Raw genomic sequence first — 20,284 nt, 5'->3', positions numbered from 1 at the left:
GGTGACGGAGGCACTCACTGCTGCTCCTTGCCGACCTTCTCGGCCAGCTTCTGGGAGGCGGCCAGGGCCTGGTCGACGGACTGGCGGCCGGCGATGGCCGCGCTGATCTCCTGCGAGACCTTGGTGCCGAGGTCGGTGAACTGGGGGATGCCGACGAACTGGATTCCGGCCGCGGGGCGGGGCTGGGTACCGGGGTTCTCCGGGTTGGCGCTCGCGATGGCCTTCTCGGTGATGTCCGCGAAGGCACCCGCGGCCTTGCGGTACTCCGGGTTGGCGTAGGTGGAGGCCCGCTTGCCCGCGGGCACATTGGCCCAGCCGCTCTTGCCGCCGACCAGTGCCTCGTACTTCTTGCTGGACGCCCAGGAGATGAACTTCCAGGCGCTGTCGGACTTCTTGGACGCCTTCTGCATGCCCCAGGCCCAGGTGTAGAGCCAGCCGGAGCTCTTGGTCTTCTCCACCGGCGCCGGTACGTATCCGATCTTGCCCTTCACCGGGGATCCGGCGGCCTCCAGGGAACCGGCTCCGGCCGTGGCGTCGTACCACATCGCGGTTTTGCCCTGGGTCATGTTGTTGAGGCACTCGGCGTACCCGGACTGGGCCGCGCCCGCCTCACCGTGCTTGCGCACGAGGTCGACGTAGAACTGGGTGGCCTTCTTGAACTCCGGGGAGGTGAGCTTCGCCTGCCAGTCCTTGGTGAACCAGGTACCGCCCATAGTGTTGACGACGGTGGTGAGCGGGGCGATGACCTCGCCCCAGCCGGGGAGCCCGCGCAGACAGATGCCCTTCATGCCGCTCTCGGCGCCGTCCGCCTTGGCCGCGAGATCGGCCACCTGCTGCCAGGTGGGCTGCGCCGGCATCGTCAGTCCCTTCCTCTCCAGGACGTCCTTGCGGTACATGAGGAAGGACGACTCGCCGTAGAAGGGTTCGGCGTAGAGCTTTCCGTCCTTGGCGGTGAGCGAATCCCGCAGCGGCTTGAGGATGTCCTCCTGGTCGAAGGCGGAGTCCTTCGCCGCGTACTCGCCGAGCTCGTGCAGCCAGCCGTTCCTGGCGTAGAACGGCACCTCGAAGTTGCTGATGGTGGCGACGTCGTACTGGCCCGCCTGGTTGGAGAAGTCCTGGCTGATCTTGTCGCGGACGTCGTTCTCCGGGAGCACGGTGAAGTTGACCTTGATGCCGGTCTCCTTGGTGAAGTTGTCCGCGGTCAGCTTCTGCAGCTCGACCATCTGCGGGTTGTTCACCATGAGTACGTTCACCGCCTCGCCCCCGCCGGAGGAGGAGGCACCTGCTCCGCTGCACCCCGCGAGCAGGGCCATGGCGGCCGTGCACGCCCCCACACTCAGGCGGATTCCACGTGGTCGTCGCTGGAGGGGCATGATTTCTCCTGATCGGTCGTAGCGGCACGGTGATCGGTGGTTCAGGGCATGACTGCCCTGCCTCGGCCGGGCTGCTGGTTATCAATACGCTTATGGGGTACGGCAGTTGGGCACCAAGGGCGCGTTGGGGTCAGACGCGGATGACCTGGGGGCCGAGGAGGGAGTAGCGCTGCGCCTCGGCCGAGGGCAGGCCCACGTCGGTGACGATCGCCTCGAAGTCGCCGACGTCGGCGAAGCGGCAGAAGCTCGCCGCGCCGAACTTCGTATGGATTCCGGCGAAGACCCGACGGCGGGCACTGCGCATGGCCTGTGCCTTGACCTCGCTGACCGCGGGGTCGGGTGTGGTCAGTCCGTGTTCACGGGAGATACCGTTCGCGCCGACGTAGGCCAGATCGATGACGAAGTCGGCGAGCATCCCGGTGGCCCAGTGGTCGACCGTGGCCATGGTGCCGCCGCGGACACGTCCGCCGAGCAGCAGCACCGAGGTCTTCTCGGCGTCGGCGAGGACGGTCGCCACCGCCAGGGACGCGGTGACGACGGTCAGTGGCCGGTCCCGCGGCAGCGCTTCGGCGACGAGCTGCGGGGTGAAGCCCTCATCGACGAAGACCGTCTCGGCGTCACCGAGCAGATCGGCGGCGGCCGCCGCGATCCGGGACTTCTGCGGCACATGACGGGTGGTGCGCACGGCGAGCGTGGTCTCGAAGCCGGCGGACTCGACGGGGTAGGCCCCGCCGTGCGTACGCCGGACCAGGCCGTGCTCCTCCAGGGTGTGCAGATCCCGTCTGATGGTCTCCTTGGCCACCCGGAACTGGTCGGAGAGCCGGTTGACGTCGACCGACCCGTCCCGCCGGGCCGTCTCGAGAATTCCTCGTCGGCGTTCCTCGGTGTCCACGGCACACTTCCTTGCTTCTGCTTCTGCCGGTGCTGCGAGCCCGGCGTCCGTTCGGGCTCATGCGTCGTTTGTACAAGCAGGCACGGCCGCTCGACCAGGCTCTTCGCTGAATCTGCTGTGCCCGAATCTGCCCGTTTCAGCGAAGCCGTCGGCGCTGGTCGGGCACCATCGGGCCGGAAACGCGGTGGACGGCGCTGCCCGCTTTCCGCCCTGACGGCGTCCGAACCCTGCCCGCGGGCAGACAATTGAGCCGTGGCGCGATGTGGCCGACCCGGAATGCGGAACAATCCGGAGGGCTTGAGGATCAATGAATGGCTGGCTCCGCCCGTACGTATGTGCAGAGGCGGAGATGGATTTTCCGACGGACATCCAGGAGCACAAGCATGAGTGGAACAGCCCAGATCGGCGTCACGGGGCTCGCGGTGATGGGCCGCAACCTCGCCCGTAACTTCGCCCGCAACGACTTCGCGGTGGCCGTGCACAACCGGACAGCGGCGAAGACGCGGGCGCTGGTCGAGGAGTTCGGTCACGAGGGCACCTTCGTGCCCGCCGAGTCGGCCGAGGAGTTCGTCGCGGCCCTGGAGCGCCCGCGCCGCCTGGTCATCATGGTCAAGGCGGGCGATCCGACGGACGCCGTGATCCAGGAGTTCGCGCCGCTGCTGGAGGAGGGCGACGTCATCATCGACGGCGGCAACGCCCACTTCGCCGACACCATCCGCCGCGAGAAGGAGCTGCGGGGGCGCGGCATCCACTTCGTGGGCGCGGGCATCTCGGGCGGCGAGGAGGGTGCGCTGCACGGGCCGAGCATCATGCCGGGCGGGTCCCCCGAGTCGTACGCTTCCCTGGCCCCGCTGCTGGAGAAGATCGCCGCGAAGGCCCCCGACGGCACGCCCACCGTCGCGCACATCGGGCCGGACGGAGCCGGTCACTTCGTGAAGATGGTGCACAACGGCATCGAGTACGCCGATATGCAGCTGATCGCCGAGGCGTACCACCTGCTGCGCGCGGTCGCGGGCTACTCCCCCGCGCAGATCGCCGAGACCTTCCGCACCTGGAACACCGGACGGCTCGACTCGTATCTGATCGAGATCACGGCCGAGGTGCTGGCCCATACGGACGCGGCGACCGGAAAGCCCTTTGTCGACATCGTCGCCGACCAGGCGGAGCAGAAGGGAACGGGCCGCTGGACGGTGCAGATCGCGCTCGATCTGGGTGTGCCGGTCTCCGGTATCGCGGAGGCGGTCTTCGCGCGCTCACTGTCGGGCCACGCCGAGCTGCGCAACGCCTCGCGCGCCCTGCCGGGCCCGACGGCCGAGCCGCTGAGCGAGGCCGAGGCAGCACGTTTCGCCGACCAGGTCGAGCAGGCGCTGTACGCATCCAAGATCGTGTCGTACACCCAGGGCTTCCACCAGATCCAGGCGGGCAGCGACGCGTACGACTGGGACATCGACCTCGGCACGGTCGCCGCGATCTGGCGGGCCGGCTGCATCATCCGGGCGGCGTTCCTGGACCGGATCCGCGGCGCGTACGACGCGCAGCGCGACCTGCCGAGCCTGCTGTCGGACAAGCAGTTCGCCGAGGAGATCGGCGCGGCGCAGGACGACTGGCGCGAAGTGATCGCGTCGGCCGCCCGGCAGGGCGTGCCGACGCCGGGCTTCTCTGCGGCCCTCGCGTACTACGACGCCCTGCGCGCCGAACGGCTGCCCGCGGCGCTCACCCAGGGCCAGCGCGACTTCTTCGGCGCGCACACCTACCGGCGGACCGACCGGGAGGGTTCGTTCCACACCCTCTGGGGCGGTGACCGCTCGGAGGTGCGCACCGACTGATCCGCGGCTACGCCGGGCGGGTCAACGGCGGGCGGTCAGCCCGCCGGTCCCGGCGCGGGCTCCGGCTCCGGTACGGGGTCGGGGCTCGGGCCCGGCGGCCTCGGAATGGGGTCCGGCGCGGGCCCCGGCGGGGGCGAGGGCGTCGGCACCGGGCCCGGCAGCGGGCCAGGATCGGGTCCGGGCGGGCCCGGCGTCGGGACGGGCGAAGGGGGGACGGGTGGCTGGGTCATGCCGGACCTCCAGAGGTACGGAGTCGCGTTCCCAATGTCTCCCGTTGCGCGTGCCCACGCGCGCCGGGTCCACGCGTCATGATCCGGACGAGGCCACCTCGGCGGCCGCCCGCAGCCCTTGCCGAGGACTGGAGAGGACCGGGACAGCGGTCCTCGTACGGTCGGCGGCGTCCGCCATCGAGGCTTGGGCCAGAACGATGACATCCGCCTCGCGCACCGCGTCGACGGCGGCGGCCACCGTGTTCAGAAAGCCGTCGCGGTCGCCCGACTCGAAGCGCTCCCAGGCGCCGTCGACGAGCAGCGTGCGCAGGTCGATGTGCCGGCCTGCGGCCTCTTCGCGGATCAGCGCGGCTGTCGGCTCCAGGGTGCTGTGCACGGTCGCGACCACGACGACGCGACGCTTCCCGGCTGCCTCCGCGGCCATCGGACGGTCGACGCGCAGCACCGGTACACCCAGCTCGGCGGCGCATGCCTCGGCGACGCCGCCGATGCTGGAGCAGGTGCACAGCACCGCGGTCGCACCCTCGGCGACGGCACCGGCCAGCACGGCGGCGACCGCGGAGGCGACCGCCGCGGGGCCTTCCTCGCGAGCCCTTGCCAGTAGCTCCTCGTGGACGAGGTGACGCAGCGCGAGCCCCGGGTGGTCCTCGTCCCGCAGGTTCTCGAAGACGGGGACATGGACCGGGGAGGTGTGCAGCAGCGCCAGCATGACAGGGATGCTAACGCCGCTGCGGGAGTCACCAGAGCCGGGGATCCGCCTTCAGCTGCTCCTGCGCGGCCCGCACCAGTTCGGCCGGGGCCGCGGGGGCCTCGTCGGGGTGGCGGAGGGCCCACTCGGCGGCGTACTGACACAGCGGTACAACGGGAACGCCCTCACGCGCCGCCATCGCGTAGAACTCCCGCACCAGCGCGCCCGCGATGCCCTTGCCCTCGTGCTCCGGCTCCACCACGGTGTGCACGGCGACCAGGGCGGCCGGGGTCGCATCGAGGGTGAAGTAGACGATGCGGCCGGTGACCTGGCCGTCCTCGTACGCCTCGAGGAGTCCTGCCGGACGGTTGTCGCGGATATCGGGATCTGCCATGGCAGATGTCTCCTTCGGGCGGGCCCGACGCGGACGACGCTCTGCGGATCAGACGGCAGCGTGCGGGCTGCGTTCCGTACGGCTGCCAGGCACGGGCGCGGAGGCGTCCGAGCCGAGGGCGACGATCCGGTTCTCCGCGTCGACATGGACAACGCTGGGCACCAGACTGCGCGCCTCGGCGTCGTCGACCTGGGCGTAGCTGATCAGGATCACCAGATCGCCGGGGTGCACAAGGTGGGCGGCCGCGCCATTGATGCCGATGACTCCCGAGCCGCGCTCGCCCTCGATGACATACGTCTCCAGCCGGGCGCCGTTGGTGATGTCGACGATGTGGACGAGCTCGCCGGGGAGCAGATCGGCGGCGTCCATCAGCGCGGCGTCGACGGTGACGGAGCCGACGTAGTGCAGATCGGCCTGGGTCACGGTGGCCCGGTGGATCTTGGACTTGAACATGGTACGCAGCACGGCGGCACTCCCGGATCTTGGCTCCCTGCCTGCTTTTTGCAGGTCAGGGGCGGTTTCCATACCCAACTGTCTGTCGCATCTTCGGGCAGCCTCGGCAATCAGGGCTGATGCTGACCGATCGCTGACTGGTCCGACACCACGTCAGTTGAGTACAGAGGCGCTTTCGGCAGCCTTCCGCCCCACCCCACGTGGACCGCACCAGACTACGCAACCACTCCCCGCCTGCCCACCCGAGGGTGCGAGCGGGCGACCGGGGTACGGGCTACTCCCCGGAGGCGTCAGTGGAGGCCTCGCCGGACTGCGCGGCGGGCTGCTTCTTGGCCCGTTTGCCGAGGACCGCGGCCGCGGCGAGCGCGCTGCCGAGGAAGGCCACGGCCACGACCCACGGCTGGTCGAAGCGGTGATCGGTCGCGTGGTCGAGGGAGTAGCGCCCGGCCCCGGCGAGTCCGATGGCGGCTGCGGTGAAGCCCAGGAAGGCCGGGTACTCAAAGCCTCCGCCCTGGTTGAAGAACCCGGCGGGCATGTGCACGGCCACCGCACCGGCCATGGCTCCCGCGGCCGCGGCACCGGCCGCCGGGGTGGCCAGGCCCAGAGCGAGCAGTGCGCCACCGCCCGCCTCGCCGAGCCCGGCGGCGATGGCGCTCTCCCGGCCGGGGTGGAATCCCATGGCCTCCATCCCCTTCGCGGTGGCGTCCAGACCGCCGCCCCCGAACCAGCCGAACAGCTTCTGCGAGCCGTGTGCCGCGAGGACCGCGCCGGTGCCGGTGCGCAGAACGAGCAGTCCGAGGTCACGACGGTTGATGCAGGCCATGGAGGGCTCCCAGTGCGGACGAGGTCGGGTGAGGGTGTACGGGATCCACTCTGGCCCGGGTGGGGCCTCCACCCGCTGTGCTGCTGCGCCGTGCGGGTGATGCGGACACCTGATCCACTGACTGGAACTGTGCGGTAGATTTTGCGCGCCCTTGACCAGCGTGAACTACTCGACACGGAGACCACCCCCTCAATGAGCGACATCGTCAACGGACTTGGCCGCGCGAGCGCGTACGGCGCCCTCGGTGTGGTCCTTCTGATCCTCGGCATAGTCCTGATCGACGTGCTGACGCCCGGAAAGCTCGGCAGGCAGATCTGGGAGGACCGCAACCGCAACGCCGCGCTGCTGCTCAGCTCGGCTCTGCTCGGTATCGGCGGCATCGTGTTCACATCGATCTGGACGACGTACGACAACTTCGGGAAGGGTCTCGCCTCCACTGCCGCGTTCGGTCTGCTGGGCCTGGTGATGATGGCTGTGGCGTTCCTGGTGGTGGACCTGGTCACGCCGGGCAAGCTCGGGGCGACGCTGGTCGAGGTGGAGCCGCACCCGGCGGTGTGGGTGACCGCGTCCTGCAATCTGGCCGTGTCCGCGATCGTCTCGGCGTCCATCGCCTGAGGACGGCCCAACCACGCAGACACCCGCCGCGACCAGCAGGGCAGTTGATGTCCTCGGAGCTCGCCCGGAGCCCCCGGGCGGGGCTTTCGGGGGAATCATGAAGCCGCGCCGAGCGGTATCCCCTCAGGTCACGGCGTGTTCCAGAAGTGGTGCATGGCGTACGAACTCCACGGCCGCCACTGTTGCGCATCCTCCGGATCCGCCCCTGCGCGCCGCATCCCCGCCTGTACCGCCGCATCCCCCGCCAGCAGTACATCCGGGTCGCCGAGAGCCCGCATCCGGATGTAGCCCGCTGTCCAGGGGCCGATGCCTGGCAGGGCGAGCAACTGCCGTTCGGTCTCGTCCCGGTCGGCGCCCGGGTCCAGTGCCACCGGGCCCGCTGCGAGCGCGGCCGTCAGCGTACGGAGCGTGGCGCGCCGCGCGTCAGGCATGCCAAGCGCGTCCAGAGAAGCCTCCACCAGGCTCTGCGCCTGCGGGAACAGATGCGTAAGACCGCCGCTCGGCTCGGGCAGCGGCTCCCCGTACGCCGCGACCAGCGCATCGCCCAGCTCCCGCCGGCCGAGCACGGCGCGTACGGCGAGTTCGTGCGGGTCCGCCGCGCCGGGGGCGCGCAGCCCGGGACGGGCAGCGACCAGCGGGGCCAGCGCCGGGTCCGTACCGAGGCGTTCGGCGACGGCGCACGGGTCGGCGTCCAGGTCGAAGAGACGGCGCATCCGCTGTGTGGCCGTCGTCAGATCACGCAGGTCCGCGAGGTGCAGCCGGCACTCCAGCCAGCCGCCCGCGCCCGGCTGTTCGCCCACCTCGGCAATGCCTGGACCGCCCGGCAACCGCAGTGTGCGCCGGTAACTACGGGAGCCACGTCCGCCGACGATCTCCTCAATACCTGCGATCGCGCGGCTGCCCAGATAGTCGAAGACCTCCACGGAGGCGTACGGACCGCGGTAGGCCAGCCGCAGCGGCACTCCGGCCGCGGCCCCGTTCTCCTGGGCGACCGGGCCGAAGCGGGAGGTGCGTCCGGGCCGGGCGGAGCGGAGTTCGCTGGGGGTGGCCGCGTAGATCTCCCGCATGGTGTCGTTGAACTGCCGCACGCTCGCGAAGCCCGCCGCGAAGGCGATCTCCGCCGCCTGCATGGTGGTGGTCTGCAGCAGTACGCGCGCGGTGTGGCCGCGCTGGGCGCGCGCCAGAGCGATGGGGCCCGCGCCGAGTTCGGCATTCAGCTGCCTCTGCACCTGCCGGGCGCTGTAGCCGAGCCGGTGGGCAAGGCCTGCCACGCCTTCCCGGTCCACGATGCCGTCGCCGATCAGGCGCATGGCGCGCCCGACGACGTCGGCGCGGGCGTTCCACTCGGCGGAGCCCGGCACGGCGTCGGGGCGGCAGCGGCGGCAGGCCCGGAAGCCCGCGCCCTGGGCCGCCGCGGCCGTCCGGTAGAACGACACGTTCCGGCGCTTGGGCGTGATCGCGGGACAGCTCGGACGGCAGTAGATCCCGGTGGTGGACACGGCGAAGAAGAACACCCCGTCGAACCGGGCGTCCCTGCTGGTCACCGCCTCGTACCTGCTGTCCTCGATCGTCATACGGCCAGTATGGGCAGCGCGCCGGGGGCTCGGCTGGCGGAAATCGGACGTCGCGTTCGGACGTCGCCTTCCGCCGTCTCGTTCGGCTATCGGCGGCGGAGGAACGCGGACACACCCAGTGCGAGAAGCGCGAGCACGGCGGCCACCCCGCCCAGGAGGACAGCCGTGTTGCCGCCGTCGCTCTCCGCCGACGCCGCGGCCGGCTGCCCGGCGGCCTCGTCGGCCGGCGCAGAACCCGGCGCGGTGACCGGCTGAGAGCTCGCCGGCGCTACGGCAGGCTCGGAGGCGGGCTGCGAGGTCGGCCCGGTGACCGGCTCGGAGGGCGGCTCGGCAGCGGGCTCGGAGCCCGGCTGATCCGCCACTGGCTCGCCGCCCCGCTCCGTACCGCCCGCCAGCACCACGTCGGAGCATGAGTAGTAGGTGTCCGGCGTGCTCGAGTTCCGCCATACCGTGTAGAGCACGTGACGGCCCGTCAGTCCGGCCGGAAGCCGTCCGGTGATCCGGTACGCGCCGTCCGTGAGTTTCGGATCGGTGGCCGTGGCGAAGGGCTCCGCCGACAGATCGGACCACCGCAGCGGCGCGGTCGGATCGTAGCCCTTCTTGGTGAGATACAGGTCGAACGTTCCCTCGTGCGGGATCGTCGTCCGGTAGGTGAGGGTGAACCGGGCACCGGCCTTCAGGGTCGTCGTCGGCCAGTCGGCGCGGGCGATGTTCAGGCCCCTGTACGCGTCGAGGCCCGCGCTGCACAGCTGTCCGTCCGGGACGACCTCGCGGTCTCTGCCCCGTACGTCGGCCACACGCAGGTTGTCCCACTGATCGAACGCCGATCCCCCGTTCGCGGCAACGGCGGCCCGGCAGGCGGCCGACCCGCCCTGGGCACCCTCGGGACCACATGCGGCCACCCGGCTGACGGGATCGGTCGGCGCCCCGTGCGCCTGCGCAGTCCCGGCAGCCACGGCCGTGAGCAGGAGCGGCAGGACACCGGCGAGCGCAGCGGCGGCGGCAGTTCGATGGGCAGTCATCCGCGGCATACCTCCTTGGTGGGCTCAACAGCCTGCCGTGTATTACGGCTTCGCCCGGCCGAGCGTTCACCGAGGACCAACCAACGCCAATCAACGCCCACCAACAACGACTCAGTACGCGGTGATCTCCACAGGGCCGCCGCCCTCATCCGCCCTTCCGATCCAGTCCGCGCGGAGGTACAGTCCCCGGCCGGGCAGCGCGGTACGCAGCATTCGCTGTCGGCGGAGCACCCGGCCGTCCTGGCTGACGGCGAGGACGGGGCGGGCGAGCGACTCGCAGGTGCGCAGAAGGAAGCGGTCCCGCACCGGACGGGGGCCGTCCGGGGCGATGCGGTTCGGCGCCACCCACTGCAGCGGTCCGGCGACCTTCAGCCGCAGCCCGCCGTCCGGCCACCTTGCCCCGGCCAGGTGCCGCAGCACCGGGTCCGCGACGTACCGGCCCTCCTCGGCCGCGGTGCCGGCCGGCTCGACTCCGTGCAGCAGGTTGCCGACGGCGAAGACGCCTGCCTCGGCGGTGCGGAACGCGGTGTCGACCGCGGGGCCCCGGGTGCCGGGGTCGAGCGGTATCCCTCCCCGTCTGGCCAGTTCGTGGTCGGGGATCCAGTCGCCGGTGAACACGACCGTGTCGCAGCCGACGGTGGTGGTTCTGCCGTCCAGATGCCGCAGTCCGACTCCCGTCAGCCTGCCGCGCCCGGTCAGTTCGGTCACGGTGGCACCGGTGAGCAGCGGGACACGGCGGCTCAGCAGCGGGTGCGGCGGCCGGCGCGCCTGGTCGGTCACCATGGCGACGACCTCGACTCCGGCGGCCCACAGCGTGCGTACCGCGGAGAAGGCGATCGGCTCCGCTCCCACGACGATCGCCCGGCTGCCGACCCGCCGGCCGTGGAGGTGGACCTCCTGCTGCAGCTCGCCCGTGGTGAGCACACCCGCCGGCCGGGTGCCGGGCACCAGCCGGGCGCTGCGCGGCCGTTCGCGCGCGCCGGTGGCGAGGACGACGGCGCGCGCGGTGATCCGTTCCAGTCCCGCCGGGCTTGTGGTGTCCAGAGTGCGCGGGCCGGACCAGCCGGTCACGGTGACGCCGGTGCGCAGGTCCGCTCCGGCGCGTACGGCGTCGTCGACGAGGCGGCGGGCGTACTGCGGACCGCTCATCGGACGGCGCAGGTCGCGCGGTCCGAAGCCGCCGTGGCCGCAGTGCCGCGGGATGCCGCCGGCCTGTTGCTCGCGCTCGACGATCTCGACGGCGCCCGCGCCCGCCCCGGCGAGCCGGGCGGCTGCGGCGAGGCCGGCCGGCCCCGCGCCGACGACGAGGACGTCGACGGTACGCGCGGGCCGGCTCATCGGCGTGCCTCGAAGAGCTCGCGCACCGCGGCCCCGCAGTAGAAGCCCTGGCAGCGACCGCCGCGTGCGCGCGTACGGCGCCGGAGTCCGTCGAGCGAGCCCGGCAGGACCGTACTGGCCAGGGCGTCGCGGATCTCGCCGCGGGAGACACGTTCGCAGTGGCAGACGAGCATGCCGTACTCGGGATCCGCGGCGATGAGATCGGCACGCTGGTAGGGACGGGGGAACGCCTCCCCGAGGTTCGGCATGCGTACGGGCTCCAGTTCGCGCGCATCCCCCAGGTCAAGGCCGGCGTCGGCGAGCAGGTCGGTGACGTGGGCGGCGATCGCCATCGATGCGGTCAGTCCCGTGGAGCGGATGCCGCCGACGGCTATGTACCGCTGCCGCGCGTGGGCCCGGATCCGGTAGTCGTCGTGCTCGGTGGCGGCGCGCAGACCCGCGTAGACGGCGGTGATCTCCTCATCGAGCAGCTCCGGCATGATCCGTCGGCCCTTCTCCCTCAGGAAGTCCAGCCCTTCGGCGGTCGATCCGGTGGCTTCCTTGTCGCCGAGGTCCTCGGCGGTCGGGCCGAGCATCACATTGCCGTACACGGTCGGTGCCACCAGTACGCCTTTGCCGAGCGCGGTCGGCACGGGCAGCAGGATGTGGCGGAGCAGTTCGCGGGCGAGCTTGTCGAAGACGATGAGCTGGCCCCGCCGCGGAGTGACGGTGAAGTCGGTGTGGCCGAGCTCGCGGTCCAGCTCGTCGGCGTACAGTCCGGCCGCGTTGACGAGGTAGCGGGTGCGCAACAGGCCGCGGCTGGTGGTGAGTTCATGGTGGCTGCCGCCGCTGGTCACGCTCTCCACCCGGCAGTTCAGATGCAGTTCGACGCCGCCTCGGACGGCTTGGGTGGCGTAGGCGAGTGTGGTGGTCCAGGGACAGATGATGCTCTCGCCCGGGACGTCGAGCGCACCGAGCGCACCCGGCCCCAGGTGCGGCTCGCGTGCGCGCACCTCGTCCGCGCCGATGAGCCGTGCGTTGTGGTAGCCGTTGCGCTCGGCCTTGGCGGCGAGCGCGGGGAGTGCGGCGAGCTGCTCCTGGTCCCAGGCGACGAGGAGCGCCCCGAGCGGTTCGACCGGGATGCCGGTTTCCGCGGCGTAGGTGGCGAGCCGCCGCTGTCCGTCGCGTACGAGCCGGGACTCCAACGAGCCGGGGACGGCGTCGAATCCGGTGTGCAGGATCGCCGTGTTCGCCTTCGACGTGCCATTGCCGACGTCGTCGGAGGCGTCCACGAAGGCGGTACGCAGCCGGTGGCGGGCGAGTTCGCGGGCAATGGCCGAGCCGACCACGCCGGCGCCGACCACGATCACGTCGTGCATCGTGTCCGGCAGTTGCCCGGCGGTCGTCACGGTCATGGTGCTCCTGGTCCTGATCGCGCGTACGGCCCCCGGCCGGGCCTCATGGAGCAGTCGGGATTCAACGGTCAGCAGGCGTACGGTCCAGCAGCGCGGCCACCTCGGCGCGAAAGGCCGCGAGGCGCTCGGCCGCCTGCGCCGCGCTGATCCTCGGCTCATGGACGGCGGACGGTTTCCACGCGGGAATCGCCTGCTCGGCGGTCAGGCCCGGATCCAGGCCCAGCCGCGCCACCGCTCCGACCCCGAGTGCCGTCGCGTCCGGCAACGCCGATACCTCGACGGGCAGTTGGAGCAGATCGGCCTGTGTCTGCATCAGCAGGGCCGAGCGGGTCAGGCCGCCGTCGACGCGCAGACGCGTGAGCGGTGTCCCGAGGTCCGCGGCGACCGCGTCGGTGAGCGCGACGACCTGAGCGGCGATGCCTTCGCACAGCGCACGCACCAGCTGTCCGGGGCCGGTTTCCAGTCCGAGGCCGGTCAGCGAGCCGCGCAGATCGCCGCGCCACCAGGGGGCCGCGAGACCGGCGAGGGCCGGTACGAAGGTGACGCCGCCACTGTCCGGCACGGCCGAGCCGACGGGGTCCAGGTCGGCGGCGCCGGAGATCACTCCGAGGTCGGTGAGCCAGCGGACGGCGGAGGCGGCCGTATAGACCTGTCCGTCGAGGCAGTAGCTGGTGCGCCCGCCGAGCCGCCAGGCAACACAGCTGACAAGGCCGTTGCTCGTACGGCGCGGGCGGGACCCCGTCTGGGCGAGAAGGAACGCACCGGTGCCGTAGGTGCATTTGGCGGTGCCCGGTTCGGTGACGCTCTGGGCGAGCAGCGCGGCCTGCTGGTCGACCAGGAGTCCGGTGAGCGGGATCGCGGTGCCGAAGGCCGTGGTGATGCCGACGGGGCCGTCCGCGTCGACGATCTCCGGCATCCGCTCGCCGGTCAGGCCGTAGATGTCGAGCGCCTGCGGAGACCAGGCGACGCGGTCGAGGTCGAGGAGCTGGGTGCGTCCGGCGGTCGCCGCGTCCGTGACGAAGGCGCCGGTCAGCCGGTGGATCAGCCAGGCGTCGCTGGTGGTGACGACGCCTTCGCGGGTGAGCTCGCGGCGTATCCAGGCCATTTTGGGCGCGGCGAAGTACGGGTCGAGCGGGAGTCCGGTCAGCTGTGCCAGCTCGGCGGTGTGCGGGGCGAGTTCCGCACAGATCGGCTCGGCCCGTCGGTCCTGCCAGACGATCGCGTCGGTCAGCGGATCGCCCGTGGCCGGGTCCCAGGCCAGGACGGTCTCGCCCTGGTTGGCGAGGCCCACAGCGGCGACCGGTTCTCCGGCACGGGCGAGCGCCTGGCGTCCGGCGTCGACGACCGAGGAGAGGAGCGCGGCGGGGTCGACTTCCACGCGTCCGCCGCTGCGGTAGCGGGGGTTCACCGGAGCGGAGCCGGTTGCGATCACACCGCGCTCGGGGCAGATGACCAGGGCCTTCGTACCGGAGGTGCCCTGGTCGACGGCAAGCACTGGGCCTGTCATCGGGCCACCCCGCTCTTCGGTAGAAGTCTTCGGTAGAAGGAATCCGGCAGAGGAAACGCAGAAAAAAGCTTGATCGCTTGAGGAAAGCGTGGAGCAGGTCACGGCCGCCGTCAAGAGCCCCCGGCGGACCTGCGTCCCCCCCAACCGCAATCCCGACGGACCCCTGATGCATCATCAACTTCTTGCCGTTACCCCATGGTTGAGTAAGATCACCGCAAAGCATCGCCTCCAAGCACCGCCTCGACCCCTCACCGTCTCCAGAGGACTTATGACCACCACAACGAGACCTGCAGCGGGCTGATGTCCCACGACGAGTTACGCCCGGTGTACCACCCAGCGGGTCACGACAGTGAGCTGCGCACCGCCATGCAGGACTTACGCACCGGTCGGTGGGTGTCGATGCGGAACCTGCTGACCGCGACCTCCGACTGGGCACTGTGGACCCAGCGGACCCAGGTTCTCGCCGCGGTGGCCGCCGGTTCCGACGCGGTGCAGGCCTGGCGCAGGGAGGAACCCCGCTCGCTCGCCGCGACCGTGATGCACTGCCGGGTCGTGGTGGAACGGGCGCTGCGGGCCCATCGCGAGGGGCACCGGCGTACCCAGGAGCTGTGGCACGAGGCCTGGGAGGCCTGCCGGGTCGCCGGTCACCAGGCTCCGGAGGATCCGGTGCCGTGGGTCTGCCTGCTGGCGCTGGCCCAGCTGGACGAGAAGCAGCAGATGGACGAGCATCGCACGGCACCGCCGGGTCCGATGCTGTTCCCCGGCCCGTGGGGTCTGCTGGCGGAGGCCGACAAGCGCGATCCGTTCAACCGCGAGGCGTACCACCGGATGCTGCAGTTCGTCTACGCGCGCAGGTCCGGCGGTCATCTGTCCGAGGCGGTCAACTTCGTGCAGTGGGCGGCGTCCTCCGCACCTTCCGGGTCGCCGTTGCACGCGCTCCCCCTCTATGTACGCGTGGAGCGCTACCGCCGAGAACACGGCCAGGAGAAGGCCCTGGATCTCCACTGGGTGACGGAGGACGCGGCCCGGGACGCGCAGCGCGCCCTGCACAGCTGGTTCAAACAGGTGGCCCCGGCGGGGCGTTCGCTGCTTGATCTCAACTATCTGTCCCACGCCCTGTGGGGCGCACTCCAATTCCCCGACGCGGCACCGGTGTTCGAGGCGCTGGGCCCGTACTACACCACGCTGCCGTGGGCCTACCGCACAGACAGCCCCAGTGACGCGGGCCTGGCGGAGGAAGTGTTCCTCCGCGCCCGCGGCCGTTGTCTCGCGGCCGCGCGGGGCGTGGGGCCCTGACCGCGCGCCCAGCCCCGCGCCCGACCGCACGGCTGATCCACCGCTCTCCCCCGCACGCCTACGAGAGACACGTCCGCGCGCCCCGCACCACGCCCTGTCCCTGCTCCTACTCCCGTCCCTGTCCGCTCAGTGCATCACCCTTTCCCCGGAGGTTCTTCGATGTCCATATCCCCGCCGAAGTGGTCGAGTTCGGACCAGACTTCCCCGAAGGACGAGGAGGAGCGGCTGCGGGAACTCGGCTATCAGCCGGTTCTTGCCCGCCGCATGGGTGGCTTCGGCAATTTCGCCATCAGCTTCTCCGTCATCTCGATCCTGTCCGGCTGCATGACCCTGTACGGCTTCGGGCTGAACACCGGTGGCCCTGCGGTGATGCTCTGGGGCTGGGCGGGCGTCGGTCTGTTCGTCCTGTGCGTCGGCATGGCCCTCGCCGAGGTGACCAGCGCGTACCCCACGTCGGGTGCGCTGTACTACATGGCCGACCGGCTCGGCGGCCGTAAGTGGGGCTGGTACACCGGCTGGCTGAATCTCCTCGGTCTGCTGGGTGCGATCGCCGGTATCGACTACGGCTGCGCCCTGTTCACCGGGGCGCTTCTGAATCTGCAGTGGGGATTCCATCCCACACCCGGCTCCACCATGATCATTTTCATGTGCATTCTGCTGCTGCACGCCCTCCTGAACCTGTTCGGGGTGCGGCTGGTCAGCCTGCTCAACTCGGTCAGCGTGTGGTGGCACCTCGGCGGCGTCGCTCTGATCGTCGGCGCACTGGCCATCGTGCCCTCCGACCACCAGTCGCCCGAGTTCGTCTTCACCGAGTTCGTCAACGGCACCGGCTGGGACAGTCCCATCTATGTGGCGGCGATCGGTCTGCTGCTGGCGCAGTACACCTTCTCCGGCTACGACGCCTCCGCGCATCTGTCGGAGGAGACCTCCAACGCTTCCGTCTCCGCCGCCCGCGGCATCGTGCGTTCCATCTGGGTCTCCTGGATCGCCGGCTTCGCCCTGCTGGCCGGTCTGACCTTCGCCATCCAGGACTACGAGGGCACGAAGGCGAGTGCCACCGGCGTACCACCGGCCCAGATCCTGCTCGACGCGCTCGGCACCGGCGGCGCCACGGCCCTGCTGCTCGTCGTGATCGTGGCACAGCTGTTCTGCGGCAACGCCGAGGTGGCGGCGGCCAGCCGTATGGTGTTCGCGTTCAGCCGCGACAACGCGCTGCCCGGCTCGGCGCTGTGGCGGAAGGTCAGCAGCCGCACCCAGACCCCGGTCCCCGCGGTGTGGCTGTCGGTCGTCTTCGCCTGTCTGCTGGCCCTGCCGTCCCTCTACTCCACGACCGCGTACGGCGCGGTGACCGCGATCAACGTCATCGGCATCACGCCGGCGTACGCGATCCCGATCTATCTGAAGCTGCGCGCCAAAGACCGCTTCGAACCCGGCCCGTGGAGCCTGGGCCGCTGGAGCAAGCCGGTCGGCTGGGTGGCCGTGGTGTGGGTGGCGTGTGTGACGGTTCTGTTCTGCCTGCCGCAGTCCAACCCGGTGACCGTCGACACGATGAACTACGCCTCGATCGCGCTGGTCGCTGTGCTGGTGCTGGCCACCGTGTGGTGGTTCGTGGCACGCCGCTCGTACGGCACGCCGTCCGCGTACGGATCCGCCCGTGAGCAGGCGGAGATCGCGGAGAACATCGTCTGACGCGTCAGCACCACATTCCACTACGAGGCAGCCAGGGCCCGTCTCAGGAGGGGCCCTGACTGCGTGGTGTCACTTCCCGGCAGGCCTGCCGGTGACCTTGAGGTCGCGCAGGCTGCCCACGTTGTCGAACGAGCCGAAGCCCACCCTGCCCGAGCCGAATGTCTTGTCCACGGCGGTCATCAGCGGGTTCTTCGAGCCGTCGACGTATACCGCGATCTCTCCGCTGTCCGCGCAGTGCACGATGCGGACGTCGTGCCATCGCGCGTCGGCGATGGCCGGCGGAGCTCCGGTGGATCCGTTCCACTGGTGATCGAGCCGCAGCCGGTCCGCCTCATTGACCACGAAGATGCCGTTGTGCGGGTAGATCGTGTTGTCGGACGACAGATGCGCGTAATAGAACTTCGTGTCGGACCGGTAGCCGAACACGATGATCACGTCCCGGTTGCTGATCTCGACCGGGGTGTCCAGCCGGACCTCCGCGTCGATCCGGGTGGAACCGAACCGCGGCCCCGCGGTGAGGACCGCGTACTCGAACGGCCTGCGCGGTCCCGGGCGGGCGACGCCCGCCTCGGCGAGAGTGACCTGGCCGCGCGGGAACTGCCATTTGGCGGGGGTGACGGGCGCCCAGTTCTTCGCGCCCGTCACATGCGTGAGCGTGGTGCCGTGGGTCCTGCAGTCGGCGAACCGGCGGGTCCCGGTGATCTTCCAGATCTTGCCGTTCGCCTTGGACAGCAGATACAGCTCGCCGCGCGCGTCCCGGCCGAAGCGGAGGTCGACCCGGCTGTCACCGGCGAGCTCCGGCAGGGTGACGCGCTTGCCCGTACCGTCGAAGAGCAGCAACTGGTAGGTGTCGGCGAGCTGCTTGCCGCCCCTGCGCATCTCGCTCGCCTCGGAGTACAGCAGCCGGCCGTCGACGAGGTCGCCGTAGAGGTATTTGCCCCACAGCGCCGGCGCGTCGTGGCCGCGGTAGACGAAGCCGCCGACGATCGCGCGCCCCAGGTCCGACCTGCAGTTCCAGCTGGCGGGCGGATCGTGGTCGTACGCGGCGACGGGGTAGGTGTAGCCGTTCTTCGCGTCGTCCTCCGGCAGCGGGAGCAGCCGGTCGCAGGGGTTGACCGCCGCCTTGTCGTAGACGAAGGCGCCTTCGCGCTCGCTCCAGCCGAGGTTGTCTCCTGCCTGCACCTCATAGACGCCTTCGACGGCATGTTCGCCGATGTGCCCGAGGTACATCCGGTGACGGCCGACCGGGTCCCAGCTGAAGCGGTGCGGGTCGCGCATTCCGTACGCGTAGATCTCGCCCAGTGCCCCCGGCATGCCGACGAACGGATTCGAGGCCGGAACCCCGTATTTTCCGTTCGCGCTGTTATTACCGCGCGGGTCGATACGGAGGATCTTGCCGTGCGGCAGCGCCAGGCTCTGCGGCTCGGTGTTGTTGACACCCTGGGCTCCGTCGCCCGTGCCGACGTAGAGAAGCCCGTAGTCCCGGTCGCCGGGCCTCACGGTCGGGTTGAAGTCGATCTGCTGGATGCCGTGGCCGCCGCCGGAGAATCCAATACGGAGCAACTCGCGACGGCTGCCGCTGAAGGTGTCCGCTGCCGGGTCGTCGGCCGTCCACTCGGTAACGATGCCGTGGTAGTTGGTGGTCGCCTGCTGGACGAAGTCCGGCCGGGCGGTGGTGGCGGAGGCCTTCTCGGTGTGGACCGTGTAGAACCTGCCGTTCTTGCGGAAGTCGGGGTCGAAGGTGACGAACCCGAAGCCCTGACCCATGCCGCTGCTGGCGAAGAAGGCGGGGCCGATGGCGGCGGCGACATCCAGATATACGTGCGGCTGTCCGTGCTCGACGAGATAGAGCCGGCCGTTGAGGTCGGGGACCGCCATCCGCCCCGAGCGGTCGGGCAGTTCGCTCAGGAAGTTGATCCGGGAATGGCGTTTGAGACGGGGGTCGGTGACCGGTCCGGGAAGGGGTTCGGTCTTGGGGAAGGAGGCGTACTCCTCGACCACCAGCCCCAGACCGGACTGGATGGGCTTCGTCGGTATCGGGTCATGGACAGGCCCACCGGCTTCGTCTGCCGCATGCGCCGCGCCGGGCGACGCCGTCAGTACGGACAGCAGCAGGGCGAGAGCGAGCACGGCAATGAGGAATGGGGATCTTTTGCTGCGAGGTGCGAGCACCGCTGGTCTCCTTCGACGGGAGGGAGCGAAAGCTCAACCATGTAATCGACGTCTCGGTGCTTGAACAACCGTCGTGCACAGACCAGTTGAGAATGCTGCCTGTCTTGCGGGATCCCGGGAGATTCCTTGACACCACGTGAGGTGATCCGTAACTTCCTGTGCACGAATAAGACCATCGATCACATACGAGAACAGGTGGAACTGTGAGTCCAAGGTGGATCGTGGTGTCGGGCGGCGGTACGGGCATCGGGCTCGCCGTGGCTGAGTCATTCGCCGCGGCCGGCGACGATGTGACCCTTCTCGGCCGCCGCGAAGAGGTGCTGCGCGCGGCGGCCGAGAAGCTCAACGCCACCCACGGCGACTCCACGGCGACCTGGTTCCCGGCGGATCTGTCCGAGCCCGAACAGGTAGGCCGCGCTGCGCAGTTCATCACCGACGGCAGTGACGCGGTCGATGTTCTGGTGACCAATGCGGGAGGCAATGTCGCGGCCTCGCACGACGGCAGCCTCGAAGGCATCGCCGACAGCTACCGCCGCAACTTCGCCGCCAACGTCCTGACATCGGTCCTGCTGACGGAAGCGCTGCTCCCCCACATGCGGCGGCCGGGCGGCCGGATCGTCCATCTGTCGTCGATCGCGGCCCTGCGCGGCCCGGGTTCGTACGGCGGCTCGAAGGCCGCGGTCAACGCGTACACCTTCGATCTGGCCCAGAGGCTCGGCGCGGAGGGCATCACTGTCAACGCCGTGGCGCCCGGGTTCGTCGCCGACACGGAGTTCTTCGGCGACCGCGCCACTCCGGAGTTCGTCGCCTCGCGGGTGAAGCAGTCCCTGACGGGCAAGCCGGGGCTCCCCGCCGAGATCGCGGCGATGGTCCGCTATGTCGCCTCGCCCGAGGCCGCGTATGTCACGGGCCAGATCCTGCACATCAACGGCGGCGCCGCGCTGGGCCGTTAGACGGGCACACGCGTCCCGGCCGGACCGGCGCGCCGCCCGCCGCCT

17 protein-coding genes are annotated in these 20,284 nt (G+C 70.4%); 5 read left to right on the top strand and 12 right to left on the bottom strand.

Annotated features, from left to right (window positions below):
* Positions 1–14: 14 nt before the first annotated feature.
* Entirely contained in the window at positions 15–1,373 is a 1,359-nt protein-coding gene (locus tag AB0D12_RS18075) for a sugar ABC transporter substrate-binding protein (protein ID WP_362683205.1), read from the bottom strand.
* A gap of 130 nt (positions 1,374–1,503) precedes the next feature.
* A complete protein-coding gene (locus AB0D12_RS18070) occupies positions 1,504–2,265 on the bottom strand; it encodes a DeoR/GlpR family DNA-binding transcription regulator (RefSeq protein ID WP_362683202.1) in 762 nt (253 codons plus the stop codon).
* A gap of 383 nt (positions 2,266–2,648) precedes the next feature.
* Here AB0D12_RS18070 and gndA point away from each other — a divergent pair, with 383 nt between their 5' ends.
* Positions 2,649–4,091, top strand: a complete 1,443-nt coding sequence (gene gndA, locus AB0D12_RS18065; RefSeq protein WP_362683199.1) for an NADP-dependent phosphogluconate dehydrogenase — start codon at positions 2,649–2,651, stop codon at positions 4,089–4,091.
* A gap of 306 nt (positions 4,092–4,397) precedes the next feature.
* On the opposite strand, the gene AB0D12_RS18060 is transcribed toward gndA, so the two are convergent.
* The 4 genes from AB0D12_RS18060 to AB0D12_RS18045 all read right to left on the bottom strand — a co-directional run bounded on the left by AB0D12_RS18060 (position 4,398) and on the right by AB0D12_RS18045 (position 6,679).
* Positions 4,398–5,030 (bottom strand): aspartate/glutamate racemase family protein, encoded by a 633-nt coding sequence (locus AB0D12_RS18060; RefSeq protein WP_362683196.1) that lies wholly within the window; start codon positions 5,028–5,030, stop codon positions 4,398–4,400.
* 28 nt (positions 5,031–5,058) lie between these two features.
* On the bottom strand, positions 5,059–5,403 hold the full coding sequence (locus AB0D12_RS18055; RefSeq protein ID WP_362683193.1) for a GNAT family N-acetyltransferase: 345 nt from the start codon (positions 5,401–5,403) through the stop codon (positions 5,059–5,061).
* 48 nt (positions 5,404–5,451) lie between these two features.
* Positions 5,452–5,868: an aspartate 1-decarboxylase gene (gene panD / locus AB0D12_RS18050; RefSeq protein WP_362683190.1), complete on the bottom strand. Its 417-nt coding sequence runs from the start codon at positions 5,866–5,868 to the stop codon at positions 5,452–5,454.
* 262 nt (positions 5,869–6,130) lie between these two features.
* Positions 6,131–6,679 carry a DoxX family membrane protein gene (locus AB0D12_RS18045; RefSeq protein ID WP_362683187.1) on the bottom strand — a complete coding sequence of 183 codons (549 nt, stop codon included), beginning with the start codon at positions 6,677–6,679 and terminating at the stop codon, positions 6,131–6,133.
* A gap of 192 nt (positions 6,680–6,871) precedes the next feature.
* Between AB0D12_RS18045 and AB0D12_RS18040 the strand changes: the two genes are divergently transcribed.
* Entirely contained in the window at positions 6,872–7,294 is a 423-nt protein-coding gene (locus AB0D12_RS18040) for a DUF350 domain-containing protein (protein ID WP_326653972.1), read from the top strand.
* Between the two features lie 128 nt (positions 7,295–7,422).
* Here the strand turns inward: AB0D12_RS18040 and AB0D12_RS18035 are convergent, their stop codons facing one another.
* The 5 genes from AB0D12_RS18035 to AB0D12_RS18015 form a co-directional block, all read right to left on the bottom strand.
* Complete coding sequence (locus AB0D12_RS18035; protein ID WP_362683184.1) at positions 7,423–8,868, bottom strand: AlkA N-terminal domain-containing protein; 1,446 nt, start codon at positions 8,866–8,868, stop codon at positions 7,423–7,425.
* 86 nt (positions 8,869–8,954) lie between these two features.
* Positions 8,955–9,899, bottom strand: coding sequence for a lytic polysaccharide monooxygenase (locus AB0D12_RS18030; protein ID WP_362683181.1), 945 nt, complete (start codon positions 9,897–9,899; stop codon positions 8,955–8,957).
* A gap of 102 nt (positions 9,900–10,001) precedes the next feature.
* A complete protein-coding gene (locus tag AB0D12_RS18025) occupies positions 10,002–11,228 on the bottom strand; it encodes an FAD-dependent oxidoreductase (protein WP_362683178.1) in 1,227 nt (408 codons plus the stop codon).
* A complete protein-coding gene (locus AB0D12_RS18020) occupies positions 11,225–12,622 on the bottom strand; it encodes an FAD-dependent oxidoreductase (protein WP_362683175.1) in 1,398 nt (465 codons plus the stop codon). Before AB0D12_RS18020 ends, AB0D12_RS18025 begins: the two co-directional genes overlap by 4 nt.
* A 61-nt stretch (positions 12,623–12,683) precedes the next feature.
* Positions 12,684–14,129: an FGGY family carbohydrate kinase gene (locus AB0D12_RS18015; RefSeq protein WP_362683172.1), complete on the bottom strand. Its 1,446-nt coding sequence runs from the start codon at positions 14,127–14,129 to the stop codon at positions 12,684–12,686.
* Between the two features lie 300 nt (positions 14,130–14,429).
* Here AB0D12_RS18015 and AB0D12_RS18010 point away from each other — a divergent pair, with 300 nt between their 5' ends.
* Entirely contained in the window at positions 14,430–15,425 is a 996-nt protein-coding gene (locus AB0D12_RS18010) for a hypothetical protein (RefSeq protein ID WP_362683169.1), read from the top strand.
* 159 nt (positions 15,426–15,584) lie between these two features.
* Positions 15,585–17,114 carry an amino acid permease gene (locus tag AB0D12_RS18005; RefSeq protein ID WP_362683166.1) on the top strand — a complete coding sequence of 510 codons (1,530 nt, stop codon included), beginning with the start codon at positions 15,585–15,587 and terminating at the stop codon, positions 17,112–17,114.
* A 69-nt stretch (positions 17,115–17,183) separates the two neighbouring features.
* On the opposite strand, the gene AB0D12_RS18000 is transcribed toward AB0D12_RS18005, so the two are convergent.
* The gene (locus tag AB0D12_RS18000; RefSeq protein ID WP_362683163.1) at positions 17,184–19,286 is read right to left on the bottom strand and encodes a PQQ-dependent sugar dehydrogenase; all 2,103 of its coding nucleotides are present in this window, start codon (positions 19,284–19,286) and stop codon (positions 17,184–17,186) included.
* A 203-nt stretch (positions 19,287–19,489) separates the two neighbouring features.
* Between AB0D12_RS18000 and AB0D12_RS17995 the strand changes: the two genes are divergently transcribed.
* Positions 19,490–20,239, top strand: a complete 750-nt coding sequence (locus AB0D12_RS17995; RefSeq protein WP_362683160.1) for an SDR family oxidoreductase — start codon at positions 19,490–19,492, stop codon at positions 20,237–20,239.
* Positions 20,240–20,284 lie beyond the last annotated feature (45 nt).

Origin of the sequence: Streptomyces sp. NPDC048479 (assembly GCF_040651435.1) — a bacterium.
In the GTDB taxonomy this organism is placed as follows: domain Bacteria; phylum Actinomycetota; class Actinomycetes; order Streptomycetales; family Streptomycetaceae; genus Streptomyces.
This window is presented reverse-complemented; position numbering and strand designations above follow the sequence as displayed.